This window comes from Winogradskyella sp., assembly GCF_028282165.1.
In the GTDB taxonomy this organism is placed as follows: Bacteria; Bacteroidota; Bacteroidia; order Flavobacteriales; family Flavobacteriaceae; genus Winogradskyella.
Genome location: NZ_JANQIM010000021.1, coordinates 1 through 16,934 on the forward strand (window position 1 = coordinate 1; position 16,934 = coordinate 16,934).

The window sequence follows — 16,934 nt, forward strand, 5'->3', positions numbered from 1 at the left end:
GCGCAGCGTTAGGTCGATCGATGTGAGACCGTCGGGAACACCGTCGTCGCAGACCTCCAAGGGATCGGGCTCTGCAAAAACTGGCAAAGGGTGGACGACGAGCTCAAACGTCGTCGTAGTGTAGCAGCCCGTGCCCATATCCTCCAACCTTACAAAGATCGTCTGGGGACTATCAGTATTAGTATACGGTCCAGTAATGGCTCCAGTGCCCGTGTCAGCGCCTGCCTGATCAAGATAATAGTTCACCTCTACATTGGCCTGGCCATCGAGGATCTCGGCATCCTTAGTCGATAGATCAAAAACCTCTTGTCCATCGCCGGGATTGTCTGTATCGCAGAGCTCATAGGGACTTATGTCCCCAATCGAAGGCAGCGGATCAACGATAAGCTGAAGCTGTGTCGTGGCATAGCAGCCCGAAGAGTTCTCTACGCGCACCCATACCAGCTCACCGCCGGCATCCGTATTCGTATAGAGCACAGGGAGTACCTCAGTATCCGTCATCGCTCCTATCTCTGTTGAGTGGAAAGTCACCGTTACGCTCGTCTGCGCGCCTATGACCTCGCCAACACGAAGGGAAAGGTCGAACTCCGCCAGACCGTCAAGGTCGTCGTCGCAAACCGATAGTGGGCTAGGCATGATCGCAAAAGGATTCGCCAAAACCTCCAAATCTAGGGTTGTAGTACCAAAACATTCTTCATTAATATTATCCTCTAAGCGTACATAAATTGTTTGGTTGTTTAGAGTGACATTATTATAAGGTGATATTAAAGGTGAGGCGTCATTTTCTGCATCTGCAAGAGTTAAATGATACGTCACATTGACATTATCAGGGTTATTTGTTCCTATAACTTCAGCGTCTCTATCTGTAAGAATAAAAGCTCCTATTCCGTCTTCTACTTCACCATCACAAACTTGTAATGGACTAATAGTAGTATCTATTGTAAGGTCACTAAATAACAACTGAAACGACGTGGTATCAAAACACTCTTGTGAAGTCTCAGCTATACGAGCCCAAATGGTTTGTGGATTTGAAGTGTTTGTATAGTTCGTCGGTAAAGCTCCGACGTTATCAATGGCGTCTTGTTCAGTGAGATGATAGGATATTAAAAAATCATTTGGATTTTGACCGCCCAAAACATTATCATCGTTTTCTGATAAATCAAACTCAGCTACTGCATCAGCGTCGCAAATTGATAAATCCTCTGCAGGACTTGCTACTGGACTTGGTTTAAACTCTACTAATATACTATCTGATGTTTCACAACCAGGTGCAAAAACCACATCAACAGAATAGGTTCCCGGTTGATCAATGTCTAAAGTTTGACCTGTTTCACCAGGAACTTCAACACCATTAAAAAACCATGTATGTGTACCAGTAGATGCTTCAGTATCTAAGGTAATTGTACTCCCTCCGCATGCTGCATTACCTGCAGCAATGGTAATATCATCACCTAATTCTCCTCCTAAATTAAAACTTCCTGCTTCTAAAAAAATAGCAGAATCCCAAACGGAATCACCCTCATCGGCTGCAACGAGTTTTATTTCGTACGTGGTATTTGGTACTACCGTAGCTGAAGCCGTTAATACTACCGTTCTTCCACCATAGTTGGTATCGCCAATATTATAACCCTCAAAAAAAGCCGGATTGTCGGTACAATTACCTGAGTTATTAATATTTGTAACATTTACCGGTGTTCCATCTGGCAATACAGCCAGGTTAGTGTATGCAGTTGTTCCTTCTTCTCTTAACAAAAAGGCAAAACCATCAGCAAATGTACACTCCGTATTACCATCATATTCTTCCGAAAGCATTATATATCTAAAGCTTATGTTATCCTGCGTCGGAACAAAATTGAATTTTATGAATGTTGCATCGTTAGTAGATCCAGCAGTAAAACCTAATGCGTTTTCTAAATCAGTGTCACCTGGCTGATTATTATCATTTGAAACCAGAAGTGGATCAACAACATTGCCTGCCTCTGCTGCTATACCAGTTGAAAGTATGATACCTTCTTCAAACGGAAAATTAACAGCACCTCCTCTAGTAAAATAACCATAACTTTTAGTTGCTGTATCACCAGGCAAACCATTGACCTGAAATGAAAAATTATCCACTGAAGAACACCCTCCTGAAACAAGAACATTTTCAATCAATTCTGAAGGGGACATTGAAGATTCTGGGAATGCTGAGTTATTAACAGATACTATTGCTTGCAAAACATTTACAAAAAAGGATATACTATCTTGACACCCTACTGGGTTGTCATCTTGAACGGTTAATGTTACTGTATACATCCCTTGATTATTGAATGTATTGGAGACGTTTGTCCCTGTTGCGGTATTACCATCTCCAAAATTCCAAGAGTATGTTGCATTGGCACCATCTTCTGAAAATGTAGCACTACCAAAAAATTCTACTGTTTCTCCTGGTAAAATTTCAACAATATTAGGCGCAGTTTCTGCGGGAATTGTATTATCTATTGAAGCTGTAATGGTCTGACATGAGACCGCACATATAATATTTGCTTCCCATCCTTGAGTATTACCTGAACCATTTGATGTGAATGTAACTGTTAAACAGCCTGTAGCGTTTGCAGATGTTGCCGATATACTTCCTGGCGAAGTTACTCCTGTAAATGAGCCAAGAACATTGGCGGTAGTATCATCGCCATCATAAATAGTTAAAATGTCGTCATCAAGCTGTGTACTGAATTGTACAAAATCCAGTATTATAAACTCATCAGCATTTTGCGGACAAATAGTAAGAGTAAAATCTTCATTATTCCCATAATTTCCAAACTGACCGCCAGAATCAAAAAATTTATCGGGTGCACAGCGGATAAATGTTCCGTTTTGCATCGAAACATCCTGAGAAAATCCGATAACTGAAATTAATAGGGTGGCGAATAAAATTATCTTTTTCATAGTTAGCGAGTCTTCATTTAACGATTTTCAAAATATGGTTACATACTCATATTTTATCTCGTTTATATAAATGAGGACGAAATTTAATCAAATTATATGAATTGACTTAAGAATTTAGTCACAAAACATAATATACATGATTAACGTTTAATCTTGATATTTCTTATTTTTGCAAAAAAAAGATGTCAAAGACCATTATTACCATAGTTCCAACTTCAAACGATACCATATTGAAGTTTGAAGCCGATCGATTTTTAACAAACCACAATAGCTTTGAATTCAACAATATTGATGAAGCAAAACATTCTCCATTAGCGCAAGAGTTGTTTTACTTACCATTTGTTAAGAAAGTATATATCGCATCAAATTTTGTAGCCATTGAACGTTATGATATTGTAGATTGGAGTGATGTACAGGATGAAGTGGCTTCGCAAATCGAAAATTACCTATCTAATGATGGTATCATTTTAACGGAAGACGCTATTAAACCAAAAGCCGCTGTTACAGTTTATGCCGAAAGTACTCCTAATCCTGCTGTTTTAAAGTTTGTATCTAATAAAGTTTTAGTTCCAAGTACTTATGAATTTTTGTCTATAGAAGAGGCCAAGCTTTCACCTTTTGCTACAGCATTATTTCAATTTCCATTTGTTAAAAATATCTTTATGGAGAAGAATTATGTTTCTATTACTAAATTTGATATTATAGAGTGGGAAGAAATTACACTTCAACTAAGGGAGTTTATAAGATCTTATATAGAGGAAGGCAAGACTGTCTTAAACGATGATGCCCCAAAACAATTAAACAAAACTGAAGAAGCCATTGAGAAAAAGTTTGAGAATTTAGACGATATTTCTAAAAATATTGTCAATATTCTTGAAGAATACGTTAAACCTGCAGTTGCTAGTGATGGTGGCAATATAGAGTTTAGATCGTTCGATTCGCAAACTAAAGAAGTTGAAGTTTTACTTCAAGGTGCTTGCAGTGGTTGTCCTTCTTCTACATTTACTCTAAAAAACGGCATAGAAAGTATGCTAAAACAGATGCTAAACGACGATTCAATAACTGTGAATGCAATTAACGGCTAAAATAGACTAACTTTTAAGTGACTTTTTAGTTTTTTAAGTTTCTAAAAGACATTAATCAAGTAAAATAAAGTATTATGGCAGTTTTAAAAGTTATTGAAGTATTATCTAATTCTGATAAAAGTTGGGAAGATGCTACCAAAAAGGCAGTAAAAGAAGCATCAAAAACTCTAAAAAACATTCGTTCTGTGTATGTACAGGATCAAAGTGCAATTGTTAATGATGATGAGGTCACCGAATTTAGAGTTAACTTAAAATTGACTTTTGAAGTTAAATAAATTCAAATCAAAACTATAAATTTACTCGGCTATAAAAGTCGAGTTTTTTATTCAAACCAAAATTAATTAAACCAACATGGACACACAACAATGGATTGATAAAGGTTATAACCTAATCGTTGAGTTTGCACCCAAATTATTAGCAGCAATTCTGATATGGATTGTCGGAAGCTGGATTATTAAGCTTATTCTTAAAGGAATTAAAAAAGTATTGAATAAAGGTAAATATGATGAAAGCCTCAAAAAATTTCTTACAAACCTCACAAGCTGGATTTTAAAAGTTATCCTAGTGGTGGTTGTACTCGGTACAGTAGGGGTTGAAACGACATCATTTGCAGCCATTTTAGCCGCAGCTGGTTTAGCAATTGGAATGGCTTTACAGGGATCTCTGGGTAATTTTGCTGGTGGTGTTTTAATTATGATATTTAAGCCTTTTAAGATTGGAGATTTAATAGAGGCGCAAGGTGAGTTAGGTGTAGTTAAAGAAATAGAAATTTTCACTACTAAATTAACCGGATTGACAAACAAAGAGATTATTATTCCTAATGGTGCCTTGTCTAATGGTAACATTATTAATTATACATCTGAGGGCACACGACGTGTAGATTTGGTTTATGGTGTAAGCTATGATTCTGATATAAAGCAAACTAAAGAGGTGATGATGAATGTTATAACGTCTCACCCAAAAGTCTTAAAGGATCCCGAGCCAGCAGTAACCGTTTTGGAATTGGCCGATAGTTCTGTCAATTTTGCCGTTAGACCTTGGTGTAATGTAGACGATTACTGGGACGTTTATTTTGATGTTACCGAAAACATGAAAATCGCTCTAGATGCAGCTGGTATCGAAATACCTTTTCCTCATCAAGTCGAAATACAAAAGCAGGGTTAATGTGCTTTTCCTTTTATTGCAACAAAATCCTTTAAATAATAAGGTTCAAAATAGGCGACATCTTCGATGTCGCTTTTTTTATACTTTAATTCAGAAAGCAAAGCCATTTCTTTTGCTGATGGCAACTTACCTTCTACAAAAAAAGCATTAGGATGTTTTATTACAGCTTTCGTTTTCTGAACGCCACTGCCAATAAAATAGACCTTATCATTGCTAAGAAGATCGCTAAAACTATCTTGAGTAATAATTTCTGCTTTTATTGCTCTATACTGTTTAAAATGGGATGTATAAATAGCAGAGTATACTTCCATTCTTCTTGCATCTAACATAGGAACTATAAACCCTTCTTCAATATTAACTTGATGTGCCAAACTCTCTAATGTAGAAATTGAAATCAAGGGCTTGTTTAGGGCATAGCATAAGCCCTTCGATGAGGAGACACCTATACGAAGCCCCGTGTAAGAACCTGGTCCTTTACTTACAGCAACTGCGTCAATTTCATTTGATGCTATATTAGCTGTCTTAAATACGTCTTTAATAAAAACGTGTAATAGTTCTGCATGGGAATACTCAAGACTATTATCTTCCTTTAAAACTAAAGTCTCCCCATCTTTAGACAGAGAGACTGAACAATTAGTAGTTGCTGTTTCTATATTTAGCACTAAGGCCATTAAGGTATACTATTATTCCGCTTCTTTTTCCTGAGAAGTTGTTTCTTTTTTATTTTTCTCTTCAACAAGGTCTCCTGGCTTTAAGGTTTTAGAAACCATATTGTAGGGCCCTGTGATTATTTTGTCATCATCATTGAGTCCAGAAACAACTTCAATATAAGTATCGTCTTGAATTCCGGTTTCAACCACTCTAAGTTTAGCCTTACCGTTATCGTTTACAAATACACATTCAAATTTTTCTTCTTCCTTTTCAGGTTCATCATCATCTTCAACTTCAGATTTTTTGCCATAGGGTTTCTTGGTAGAGCTTGTGTCCGTTTTTATAACTATAGCACTGATAGGTACTGCAATAGCATTATTTCGGATCTTTGTTATAATATCTACTGTAGCTGTCATTCCCGGTCTAAAAGGTGAATAGTTATCTGGTTTACCTTCCGTTAAATCTTGATAGGATTCTTCTAATATTCTAACCTTGACTTTAAAATTGGTGACTTGGTCCGCTGCCAAATTACCAGCGGCCGAATTTGCAATTTCTGTCACTATTCCTTTAAACTCTTTCTTTAGGTAAGCATCGACCTCCACTATTGTAGAATCTCCAATATTTACCTTTACAATATCGTTCTCGTTAACATCAACCTCAACTTCCATATTGTTTAGGTTAGCTACCCTTAAAATTTCTGTACCTGCCATTTGTTGCGTTCCTACTACACGTTCCCCAAGTTCTACATTGAGCATAGATATGGTTCCACTCATAGGTGCATATATAGTAGTTCTCAATAAATTATCCCTTGCCTCATTAACTGTTGCCGCTGCACTTTGAACATTGTAATATGCTGAACTTTTAGTCGCTTCTGCCGTTTCGTAAGTTGCTAAAGCTCTGTCCCAATCTGCCTTGGAGATAACTCCCTTTTCAAAAAGGCTTTTATTTCTGTCGTAATCTGCTTTTGCCTGCCTTAAGTTAGCCTCAGCTTGTTCTAAGCCTGCTTTTACATTTTGATATGATGCTTGAGATCTATTTAAAGCCGATTGTATTAAATCTGGGTTCACTCTCACTAGCAAATCACCTTTCTTTACTTCTTGGCCTTCTTTGAAAGGTAAATCTAAAATCTCTCCAGATACTTCAGAAGAGATTTTTACCTCAACTTCTGGTTGAATCTTACCTGTAGCCGAGACGGTCTCTACTATTTCTTTTAAAGAAACTTCTTTGACAATGACTTCTTTAAAGTTCCCCTTTTTACCAAACCACCCCATCTTAGATCCTACTACCATAAGTATTAGCAACAAGACAACAATTCCTAATATAATCTTTACTGTTTTGCTCATTTTATATTAATTTAAGTTGGTTATGGGCAAACCAAAATAGAATTCTAAAATTTTAAGTCTAAAAATATAGTCATACTTTGTTCTAACCACATCCGATTGGGAATTCTCATAAGCAGTTCTGGATTGGTTAAAATCAAAAGAATTAGACAGCCCAACATCATATCGTTCTTTAGCATATTCGAATGCTAACCGTCGCGCTTCTTCAGTTTTTAAAGCTGCCTCGTAAGATTTCTTAGAGTTTTTAGCATCATTATAGGCTTGGTATACGGTTGATTCTAAATCTAATTCGGTCTGTTCTAGTTGAAATTTTTGACGCTCAATAGCTACCTTACTTCGTTGAACATTATTTCTTACATTAAACCCATTAAATATAGGTACACTAAGCTGAAGTCCAACAGCTGTACCGTCAAAAATTTGCAACTGGTCAATAAAACCAATTTCTTCGCCTGTAAGTGGATCAAACTGAGTACTAGCCCAACGTGTTCTATACTGCACAAAACCTGATAGTGTTGGATAGTAACTGGCTCTGTTTATTTGTAGATCTTTTTCTGCTAAATCTAAGTTAGCCTGAGCAATCAATACGTCGTTAACTTCTACCTTTGCCTTATCTGCAATTTCTGATGGAGTTTTATCCAATATATCGGCAGAGACTAAAGTATAATCATCATCTGCTATATCAAAATTTAGATAATCTTTTAATTGAAGTGTTTGGGCTAATCCTAGCTTTGATATAAATAAAGTATTTTCTGCAGTGATAATTTGCTGTTCTTGGGTTGCATTGGTTGCCTGAATCTCTAATAAATCACCTTGTGGCAACACCCCAGCGTCTACCAATTCTTGAGTATTTCTTATGTTTTCCTTAGTTACTTCATTCTGGCCTTTTAAAACTCTGAGCTGTTCTCTATTTGAAAGAATCTGCAAAAAAGAATTTGCTACAAATAGTGAGGTATCATCTTTCATTTTATCCAAGCTATATTGTGAAGCTATTTGATTTAGTTTTGCTCTTTGCAATGTTTTCCAATTCAATAGACCATTAAATATGTTTATCCCTGAGCTTATAGAACCATTTGCAGACTCAAAAGTGTTATTTTCGAATTGGTTTGTCGCAGGGTTAATATTTGCACCTGTATTACTACCAAAATCGCCATTAGCATTTAAGTTCGGCAAAAAATTTCCAATGGCATCTTTCTTGGCAATATCAGCTAAATCTAAATCCAACTCACTTTGTTTTATGGATATATTATTTTCCAAGGCATAATTAACACATTCTAAGAGTGTCCATTTTTTATTTTGTGCTTGTCCAATAACTCCAAAAAGAAGTAATGTTATTATGATTGATTTTTTCATGATGTCTATTTGTCTCTATAAATCTTTAAGTGTTACACTAATTCTTAAAATTATTGCTGTGCATATTTTGGTACGCCTTGTAATTGGTTCCAAACTTTAATTTTATCTTCTTTTGAAACACCGCTTTTAACTTCAACAAAAATACCATCGCTAATACCTAATTCTATGTCTTTCCTTTCGAATTTTTGGTCTCCTACTTCAATTTCTACAAATGGCTTTTTAGTTTCATCATCGTATTGTACTAAAGCTTCCTTTATTGCTAATACGTTTTCTGCTTTATCTAGGATAATAGATGCATTTGCACTTAAACCAGCCCTTATGAATGTAGAATCCATCTTTTTTAGTGTGCCTTTAATTTCAAACTGAATGGCTCCATTTTCTTCAACTCCTTTTGGCGCTATATAATCTAAAACGGCATCAAATTTTACATCTTCTATCGCACCGACTGTAATTTCTAATGGTAAACCTTCTTTTATTTTTCCGACTTCACTCTCATCTACTTTACCTTCAAAGATCATTTTCTTAACATCGGCAAGTGATGCAATTGAAGTGCCTTCATTAAAGTTATTAGCTTCTATGACTTGGTTTCCTGCCTTAACAGGAACATCCAATACCATTCCGGCAACTGTAGCCCTAACTTGGGTTTGAGCTATATTGCCCAGACCAGATGTGGTTCCGGTCTTAATGATATCGTAATTTTGACGCGCTTGTTGTACATCTATCCTTGCTTGTTCTACCTGCTGTTTAGCTTGAAGATATGTGTTATTCACCTGATCGAAATCATTAGCTGCTACGACACCTTTATCGAATAATTCTTTTTGACGATCAAAAATAGCTTTTTGGGTTTTATAGTTTATTTCGGCCGTCTGTAATGCTGTTTGATTTGAAGCTATATTATTTTTGGCGCTTGTTAGGTTGGATACGTTAGGAATTACACGAATTTGCGCAATTAAGTCTCCTTGGTTTACATATTCTCCGGCTTCTACGAAAACCTCATCAACTACTCCTGAAATATTGGGTTTAATTAAAACTTCTTCTTTAGGTACAATACTTCCTGTGGCCACTGTTTTTACAACTATGGTTTCCTCAGTAGGTTCCTCTGAAGTGTATTTAACTGGGTCTTCTTGATTCTTTTTCCACAAATAGTACAATGCCACAGTAAAGGCTACTACAATTAATGTTAAAAAGATGATGGTTTTTGTTCGTTTCATGTCTTGATGTTATTATTTTTATTCCGTACGCAAAGCGTCTACTGGTTTCATTTTTGTGGCTCTACTGGCGGGAATCAAACCTGCCAAAAGTCCGGATACGATTAGTATGACTAATGCTACAAACACGACTTGCATGCCTACACTTGGATTTGCAAAGTTTTCCACAGGACCTGCATTATCTAGAAGCGCATTCATAATCCAGATGACCAAAGCGGCGAAAGAAACACCTACCATTCCTGATAAAATAGTAAGTAAAAGGCTCTCCTGTAAAATTTGGCCTTTTATCATGCCGGGTGTGGCTCCTAAAGCACGTCTAATGCCAATTTCTTTTGTACGCTCTTTGACTACAATTAGCATAATATTATTAATCCCAATAATGCCTGAAGCTAAGACTAAAATTCCAACGAAGTATCCTACCACAGTTAAAATAGAGAACAAGCCACTAATACGTTGAAACTGTTCTGACAAATCGAAATGACCGATGGCACGTTCATCTTCTGGATGGACTTTATGTCTAGATTTCATAAGATCGAACACTTGTTGTTTTAGTGATGTGATACTAACGTTGTCGTTGGCTGTAATGGCCATCCATCCTACACGATCTCCTCTATTAAAAGCTTGGCCAAATGTGGTGAAAGGTATGTAGATGGTATTGGCATCTTGTTCATTATCGCCTTGGCTGTTCGCCATTTTAAAAGTGCCAACAACCATAAAATTTACGCCATTGATCTTAATATAGGTCCCTAGCGGCTCTTCATCTTTATCATAGAGTCCTTTTATAACATCTACGCCAATGACGCATACCTTGCGTTTAGTATTAATATCAGAATAACTAATGAAGCGGCCTTGAAGAATATCCATAGGCTGCTGTTTAATGTACTCCGGATAGTCACCATAAATTTCAAACGCTCCTGTTTTTGTTCCTCTCGTCACGTTGTTAGAACCTCTAAATCCTCCCAGTTGATTTCGTGGAGAGACATATTTTAGATTTGGAACTTCGGACTTTATTGCCGCAACATCATCTATCTTATAATTGAAATAACGCCCTTTTGGGAGTCCTTTATAAGGTTTGGTCGTACCTTGCGTCCACATAAACATGGAATTAGTGGCAAAATCACCGAAGTCCGCTGTAACACCATTTTTAAGACCGTTGGTTAGTGCCAACAGAAGTACGAGAATTGTAATTCCCCAAAACACACCAAAAGCTGTTAAGAATGTTCTAAACTTGTTAGCATTCAAAGCTTCTAGAATTTCATTCCAACGTTCTTTATTAAACATCTTATTCTTCTCTTAAGGCTACGATAGGTCTAATTTTCGCCGCTCTGTAAGCAGGAATAAACCCTGCTAAAGCTCCAGCAAAAACCAACAAAAATACGGTTGTTAAAGCAATCGGAAAATCTACCTGTGGATACTTTATAAAGTCACTATTAACCTGCGGACCGACGGCTTCTAATAAGGCTAGACCAGCAATTAAACCGAATAAACCTGCAAACATAGTTACAAAAACAGCTTCCTGTAAAATCATCCCAACAATAGACATAGGCTGGGCTCCTAGGGCTTTGCGAATACCCATTTCCTTAGTACGCTCTTTTACAATAATGAGCATAATATTACCAACACCTACAATACCAGCAATAATGGTCCCTATACCAACAAACCAAAATACAGCTCTGATGGTATCTATTAAGGAATAAATCTTTTTTGCTTCTTCCAAGGTATACCAAACCCGAACTGCACTTGTATCGTCTGGTGCAACGATATGCATTTGTTTAATTTGTGCTTCTATGGCCTCTGAAACATTTTTGGATAATGCTACGGCTTCATCAAAATTGTCGGACATTTTACTTGTAAACTCCATCGACCTGATATCATTACCAGCATTGAATACTTTCTGAGCTGTTGAAATAGGAATATACATACCATTTTCCTCACGTTCACCGCCAGGATCGAAATAAACACCAATCACCTTAAACGGCATATCAAAAATGGAAATATTCTTGTTAATTGGATCTTCATCCTTGAATAGGTCTTTTTTTACTTTATTACCAATGACCACGACTTTTTTGGAGTCTTCAATATCTGCCACACTTATGAATCTTCCACTTCCTATATCGGCATTCTCAATAAACTGATAATCGCCATTAGTGCCTCTAACCCTGTAATTACCAGACTCGTTTTTGTAATTAACTCGTGCTCCCCAAATACTATATATTGGTGATTTTCTTTCCAAATAATCGCCATACTTATTTACTACGGCATCAAAACTTTCGTTGGTAAGCTGTATTTGTCGCCCAGGATTTAAGCCTTTGTATTCTTTTGAAGTCACATTGGTCCAAATGGAAATTTCATTGGTGGCATCTTGTTCAAACTGAGAGCGCACACCATTTTCTATGCCTTTACTAAACCCAAGAAGTATCACTAAAATAAATATACCCGAAGCCACGGATAGCCCGGTTAAAAATGTTCTGAGCTTATTTTTATTAAGCGCTTCAAATATTTCTTGCCACCGTTCTACACTAAACATGGGCTTTGGCTTTTACTTGGTTTACTTTTTCATCGTTAATAATTACACCATCTTTTAGGTTTACAATCCGCTTAGTCATATGTGCAATATCATCTTCATGGGTAACTATGAGAATAGTTTTCCCTTCATCATTGATTTGTTGAATAAGTTCCATAACCTCATAGGATGTTGTAGTATCCAAAGCACCCGTTGGTTCATCTGCTAGTAGAACTTTGGGTTCACTGGCCATGGCCCTAGCGATAGCAACACGCTGTTTTTGTCCTCCGGAAAGCTCACTTGGTAAATGATGGTGCCAATCTGCCAATCCTACTTTTTCGAGATAGTACATGGCGCGTTCTGTACGTTCTTTTCGCTTTAGCCCTTGATAATACAATGGCATCGACACATTGTCTAAAGCTGATTTATAGTTGATAAGATTAAAAGACTGAAAGACAAACCCTAAAAACTTGTTTCGGTATTTTGCTGCGACTTTTTCGTTAAGATCTTTAATTACGACACCATCTAAAGTGTAAGAGCCTTGATCTGCCTCATCCAACATCCCTATAATATTTAGCAATGTTGACTTCCCAGAACCGGAAGAACCCATAATTGAAACCAATTCTCCTTCTTTTACGTCAAAGTTAATCCCCTTGAGTACGTGAAGCGAATTGCTTCCCATATGGTAAGACTTATGCAAATCTTTAATGTGTATCATAGACTGGATGGTTAACGAGTGCAATTTTAAGAAAAACCTTAAGGCTTTTGTGCCAACAAATTGTTAAGACTTCTTTTTGTAAACCCGATATAATTAAGACTGACTAAAAGTGAAAATGTTACAGAATTTCTTCTGTATTTTTAGGCTTTTGAGATTTTTTATAGGTTCTGTACACTACATAACCTATTGTAGCTACTAAAATATAAGGTACAACCATAAGAAACATAATCCCATCATTTATACCTTCTGCTGCTGATTGATCCTCTCCGCTCTCCAAAACCGCTCTACACATGGCACATTGAGCCTTTAACTGAAAGAAAAAAAGGCAAGAAAAAAGGGATAAGAAAATTTTCTTTTTCATATTAGGCATAATACGGTGAAATCATAATATACACAACTACTCCTGTTATAGCGACATAAAGCCACAGAGGAAACGTAATTTTAGCAATCCTTTTATGTCGTTCAAAATTGTTGGTAATAGCTCTTACATAAGTAATTAATACGAAGGGAATTACCGCAATGGATAAAAGTATATGACTAAACAAGATGAAATAGTAAATATATCTTGTTGTACCTATTTGGCTCAACTCTGAAGCATCTAGCTCGCCATCTTTATTTAAATCCCCAAACTTCGTAGAATCACTAGTCATATGATACAACACATACATAACCAAAAACAGTACCGACAACATAATCGCGAACTTCATTAAACGTTCGTGCATCTTTCTATTGCCTTTTTTTATCATTACTACTGCGACGATTAATACCAAAGCTGTTATTGCATTTATCGTAGCGTAAATTGGTGGCAAAAATACAGGGAGATCAATATCTATCTTTACACCAAATAACAGTGCTACAACTAAGGGAATAGCTATGGAAAGCACAACAATCCATTTGTTATACTTTTTTTCCTTTTCTAAATCTACTGTACTCATATTTACTCTTTCAACAATTTAGCAATATCTTCTTTCAAAATGGTAATCTCTTGAGGAATGCCATCTTCGTCGACACCTTCGGCTTCAGAGATTAAACCATTGTAAAAAATTATTGGATTTCCAAAATTATCTCTTCTTGAACGTATAAAGCCTTCCTTATCAATTAAGGCAAAATTACCCGAATGCTCAAATCCGCCTTCTACAGTATCATCTTTTGCTGTATAGAGATTAAACCCATCGTTGGCTAATTTATAAATGGCATCTTCATCGCCCGTCATTAAATGCCAATTGGGATTTGTAATACCATAGGCATCTGCATAGGCCTTTAAGACTTTGGGGGTATCTATCTCTGGAGTAATGGAAAATGATGCAACACCAAAATCTTCAAATGCTTTAAAATGATTTTGGACTTCAACCAAATTACGATTCATAATAGGACAGATGGTAGGGCAAGTTGTAAAAAAGAATTCTACAACATAGACCTTTCCTAAGTAGTCTTCATTAGTCACTGTTTTTCCGTTTTGATCCGTAAAACTAAATACAGGTACTTTTTTTGGTTCACCATTAATATCTAAATACGCCAAATCGCTTTTCGTCTCTTTTGAATCTAATGAATTCGCAGATACCTTTTCACTTCGGCTTTCGTCCCTGGTAATATCACCTTTACTTATCCTATCTATAATTTTGGGAATGAAAATAATCCCAAATACTAGAATGATAAATGCAATTCCTGCATAGGAATAATTTGTCTTTTTACTCATTGTTCTGTTTTATATCCTTTTCCCGTCTTTTGTTAGACTCAGCAAAAATACCTTTACGTTTATCTCTATACTCTTTGAATAACACACGCATATCCTCAGCTGCCATTTTGTTCTTTAATTCTGCTACTTGTATGCAATCGTAATCAAAAAGTCCGTATACTGGACTTTCATTTTCTATCTCTTCATCTGTTCTATCATCTAGCCTTCCCCTTTGATTCATATCCCTATCTATTATATAAACGGAGTCACAAGCGAGATTTTCGTCTAGTTCCACATCAGACTTTAGGCTATTGAATACGCTTTCAATTTCAGATTCATCGGCATAAAGAAGATGCCAAAACCTTAGGTCTTCGTAAGACTTAATCTCTTTAAGCAATTCTTCTGCTTCATTTTTAGCCGAATAGGGCAACATTACAACTACCTGAAATGTTTTGAAGCCTTTATTTCTATCATAAACCAGTTCTTTAAGATTTAAAGCAGCTATTGAGTGCTTCATAGGTTTTTTTCCAAGAAAAGATAATACTGTAAGATGTCCCTTTAACTGAATACTGTCTTTATTAGCAGGTAGTTCGGAGATACTTTCTTTAACAATATCCAGAGGATTGTAATTATCCTTAGATAGTAGCATTATGATGATAAACGCTACTGGTAAAAAAAACAAAATACTTAATACAATATTGCGTTTTCTGCTGCTTAATTCCATACTGCAAAAATAAAAAAGGCGGTTTAGAAAACCGCCTTTTTAATATCTTATTTAACACTTGGACCATACCTAACGTATGTCCAATACTTTCAATTTAAAAATCTCTTTTAATTAAAGGATCTTGTGTAAAATATACATCATAAACATAACCCCCTTCTTGTAACAGAATGAAGATTAAGTAACAGATTAGAAACACTGCCGTCCAAACCACCATACGTCTCAATGCCTTGGTTTCATCTCTCATGTGCATAAAGTCCCAAGTGATATAGTAAGCTTTAATAATAGTTAATATAATGAAGATTAAATTCAAAGGCTTCATATATACAAAAGGTGACAATATGATGTTGACTAAAGTTGCAAAAAAGCCGCCTTCTATCGGGCTTATCCAAGTATGCATTAAGAAGTCTGGCTTATATATACCAAGAATAACCTCTATTGCAGTAACAAAAGTTAGGAATGCTAAAACACCCCAAATTTTTTGTGTGTTAGACTTAAATTTCCAAAGTCCTCTAAATATTTCTAATTTATGTTCGTGAGCCATAACTAAATCTCAAATTGCTTTTATACTAAATAGAAGAATGTAAATACAAATACCCAAACTAAATCGACAAAGTGCCAGTATAATCCAACTTTCTCAACCATCTCGTAGCTTCCTCTTCGTTCATAGGTTCCTAAAATAACATTAAAGAAAATAATGATATTAATCACTACTCCCGAAAATACGTGGAATCCGTGAAACCCTGTAATGAAAAAGAAAAAGTCTGCAAATAGTGCGGTTCCATATTCATTAACTTGTAGGTTAGCACCTTTGACAACTAACTTCCCATTTTCTTTTATTTGCCTAAGCGATTCCTCTCTAGACAGCACGGTTTTTTCTCCGTCTTCATTGATTATTTGATTTCTAACCAAGATATTTTCGTTAGCGGCTAATCCCTCATAAATCTCATTTACTGTATAGGGCGGTAAGGACGCTTCAGTAACAAACCAAAGCCCATTATTTCTTCCATGCTGAGCTCTTTCAGTAGCAGTCGTTACTGCAAATTCATCGATAGATATACGCTTGAATTTTTCTTTACCATCAACTGTAACATATTCCCCAAATTGTAAAATATTACCTCCTTTTGTTTGCACAGCACCATAATCTCCTTGAATAAAAGTTGCCCATTCCCAAGCTTGCGACCCGACAAATATAGCACCTCCAATAATCGTTAAAAACAAGTACAAGGTTACTTTTGCTTTGTTCATATGGTGACCTGCATCCACAGCCAATACCATAGTTACAGAAGACATGATAAGGATGAATGTCATAAATGCTACGTAGATCATCGGTAGCTCCTGACCATGTAAGAATGGCACGTGTGTGAAGACCTCGTCTGCAATTGGCCATTCTTGAATGAATTTAAACCTAGAAAAGCCATAAGCTGCCAAGAAACCTGAAAACGTCAATGCATCAGAAACAATAAAGAACCACATCATCATCTTGCCGTAACTTGCTTTAAGAGGTCTATTCCCACCTCCCCAAGTTCTTCCTTCTGTGCCAGTACTTGCTACTGTAGAATCCATAGAAATTATTTAATTTTTAAGATTGGAC

17 protein-coding genes are annotated in these 16,934 nt (G+C 36.2%); 3 read left to right on the plus strand and 14 right to left on the minus strand.

Annotated elements, in window-relative coordinates; genetic code table 11:
• Positions 1–2,925 (minus strand): choice-of-anchor L domain-containing protein (locus Q0972_RS08480; RefSeq protein WP_299364832.1); only part of this gene is annotated, 2,925 nt, incomplete at its 3' end.
• Between the two features lie 182 nt (positions 2,926–3,107).
• Here Q0972_RS08480 and Q0972_RS08485 point away from each other — a divergent pair.
• The 3 genes from Q0972_RS08485 to Q0972_RS08495 all read left to right on the plus strand — a co-directional run bounded on the left by Q0972_RS08485 (position 3,108) and on the right by Q0972_RS08495 (position 5,174).
• The gene (locus tag Q0972_RS08485; RefSeq protein WP_299364834.1) at positions 3,108–4,010 is read left to right on the plus strand and encodes a NifU family protein; all 903 of its coding nucleotides are present in this window, start codon (positions 3,108–3,110) and stop codon (positions 4,008–4,010) included.
• Positions 4,011–4,084: 74 nt separating this feature from the next.
• Positions 4,085–4,285 carry a dodecin family protein gene (locus tag Q0972_RS08490; RefSeq protein WP_299364836.1) on the plus strand — a complete coding sequence of 67 codons (201 nt, stop codon included), beginning with the start codon at positions 4,085–4,087 and terminating at the stop codon, positions 4,283–4,285.
• Positions 4,286–4,361: 76 nt separating this feature from the next.
• A complete protein-coding gene (locus Q0972_RS08495; protein ID WP_299364838.1) occupies positions 4,362–5,174 on the plus strand; it encodes a mechanosensitive ion channel domain-containing protein in 813 nt (270 codons plus the stop codon).
• Here the strand turns inward: Q0972_RS08495 and tsaB are convergent.
• The 13 genes from tsaB to Q0972_RS08560 form a co-directional block, all read right to left on the minus strand.
• Positions 5,171–5,845 (minus strand): tRNA (adenosine(37)-N6)-threonylcarbamoyltransferase complex dimerization subunit type 1 TsaB, encoded by a 675-nt coding sequence (gene tsaB / locus Q0972_RS08500; protein WP_299364840.1) that lies wholly within the window; start codon positions 5,843–5,845, stop codon positions 5,171–5,173. The two genes, Q0972_RS08495 and tsaB, sit on opposite strands and share 4 nt — an antisense overlap.
• A 12-nt stretch (positions 5,846–5,857) precedes the next feature.
• The gene (locus tag Q0972_RS08505; protein ID WP_299364842.1) at positions 5,858–7,168 is read right to left on the minus strand and encodes an efflux RND transporter periplasmic adaptor subunit; all 1,311 of its coding nucleotides are present in this window, start codon (positions 7,166–7,168) and stop codon (positions 5,858–5,860) included.
• A gap of 6 nt (positions 7,169–7,174) precedes the next feature.
• Positions 7,175–8,515, minus strand: a complete 1,341-nt coding sequence (locus tag Q0972_RS08510) for a TolC family protein (RefSeq protein WP_299364844.1) — start codon at positions 8,513–8,515, stop codon at positions 7,175–7,177.
• 50 nt (positions 8,516–8,565) lie between these two features.
• A complete protein-coding gene (locus Q0972_RS08515) occupies positions 8,566–9,726 on the minus strand; it encodes an HlyD family efflux transporter periplasmic adaptor subunit (RefSeq protein ID WP_299364849.1) in 1,161 nt (386 codons plus the stop codon).
• Between the two features lie 18 nt (positions 9,727–9,744).
• Positions 9,745–11,004 (minus strand): ABC transporter permease, encoded by a 1,260-nt coding sequence (locus Q0972_RS08520; RefSeq protein ID WP_299364852.1) that lies wholly within the window; start codon positions 11,002–11,004, stop codon positions 9,745–9,747.
• 1 nt (position 11,005) lies between these two features.
• Positions 11,006–12,250 carry an ABC transporter permease gene (locus Q0972_RS08525; protein ID WP_299364854.1) on the minus strand — a complete coding sequence of 415 codons (1,245 nt, stop codon included), beginning with the start codon at positions 12,248–12,250 and terminating at the stop codon, positions 11,006–11,008.
• A complete protein-coding gene (locus Q0972_RS08530; protein ID WP_299364856.1) occupies positions 12,243–12,944 on the minus strand; it encodes an ABC transporter ATP-binding protein in 702 nt (233 codons plus the stop codon). Before Q0972_RS08530 ends, Q0972_RS08525 begins: the two co-directional genes overlap by 8 nt.
• A 118-nt stretch (positions 12,945–13,062) precedes the next feature.
• Entirely contained in the window at positions 13,063–13,305 is a 243-nt protein-coding gene (locus Q0972_RS08535; RefSeq protein WP_299364858.1) for a hypothetical protein, read from the minus strand.
• Position 13,306: 1 nt separating this feature from the next.
• Positions 13,307–13,879, minus strand: a complete 573-nt coding sequence (locus tag Q0972_RS08540) for a DUF420 domain-containing protein (RefSeq protein WP_299364861.1) — start codon at positions 13,877–13,879, stop codon at positions 13,307–13,309.
• 2 nt (positions 13,880–13,881) lie between these two features.
• Positions 13,882–14,640 carry an SCO family protein gene (locus Q0972_RS08545; protein WP_299364863.1) on the minus strand — a complete coding sequence of 253 codons (759 nt, stop codon included), beginning with the start codon at positions 14,638–14,640 and terminating at the stop codon, positions 13,882–13,884.
• Positions 14,633–15,343, minus strand: a complete 711-nt coding sequence (locus Q0972_RS08550) for a hypothetical protein (protein ID WP_299364865.1) — start codon at positions 15,341–15,343, stop codon at positions 14,633–14,635. The genes Q0972_RS08545 and Q0972_RS08550 overlap by 8 nt, the downstream gene beginning before the upstream one ends.
• 94 nt (positions 15,344–15,437) lie before the next feature.
• Positions 15,438–15,884, minus strand: coding sequence for a cytochrome C oxidase subunit IV family protein (locus Q0972_RS08555; RefSeq protein ID WP_299364868.1), 447 nt, complete (start codon positions 15,882–15,884; stop codon positions 15,438–15,440).
• Positions 15,885–15,904: 20 nt separating this feature from the next.
• A complete protein-coding gene (locus Q0972_RS08560; RefSeq protein ID WP_299364870.1) occupies positions 15,905–16,906 on the minus strand; it encodes a cytochrome c oxidase subunit 3 in 1,002 nt (333 codons plus the stop codon).
• Positions 16,907–16,934 lie beyond the last annotated feature (28 nt).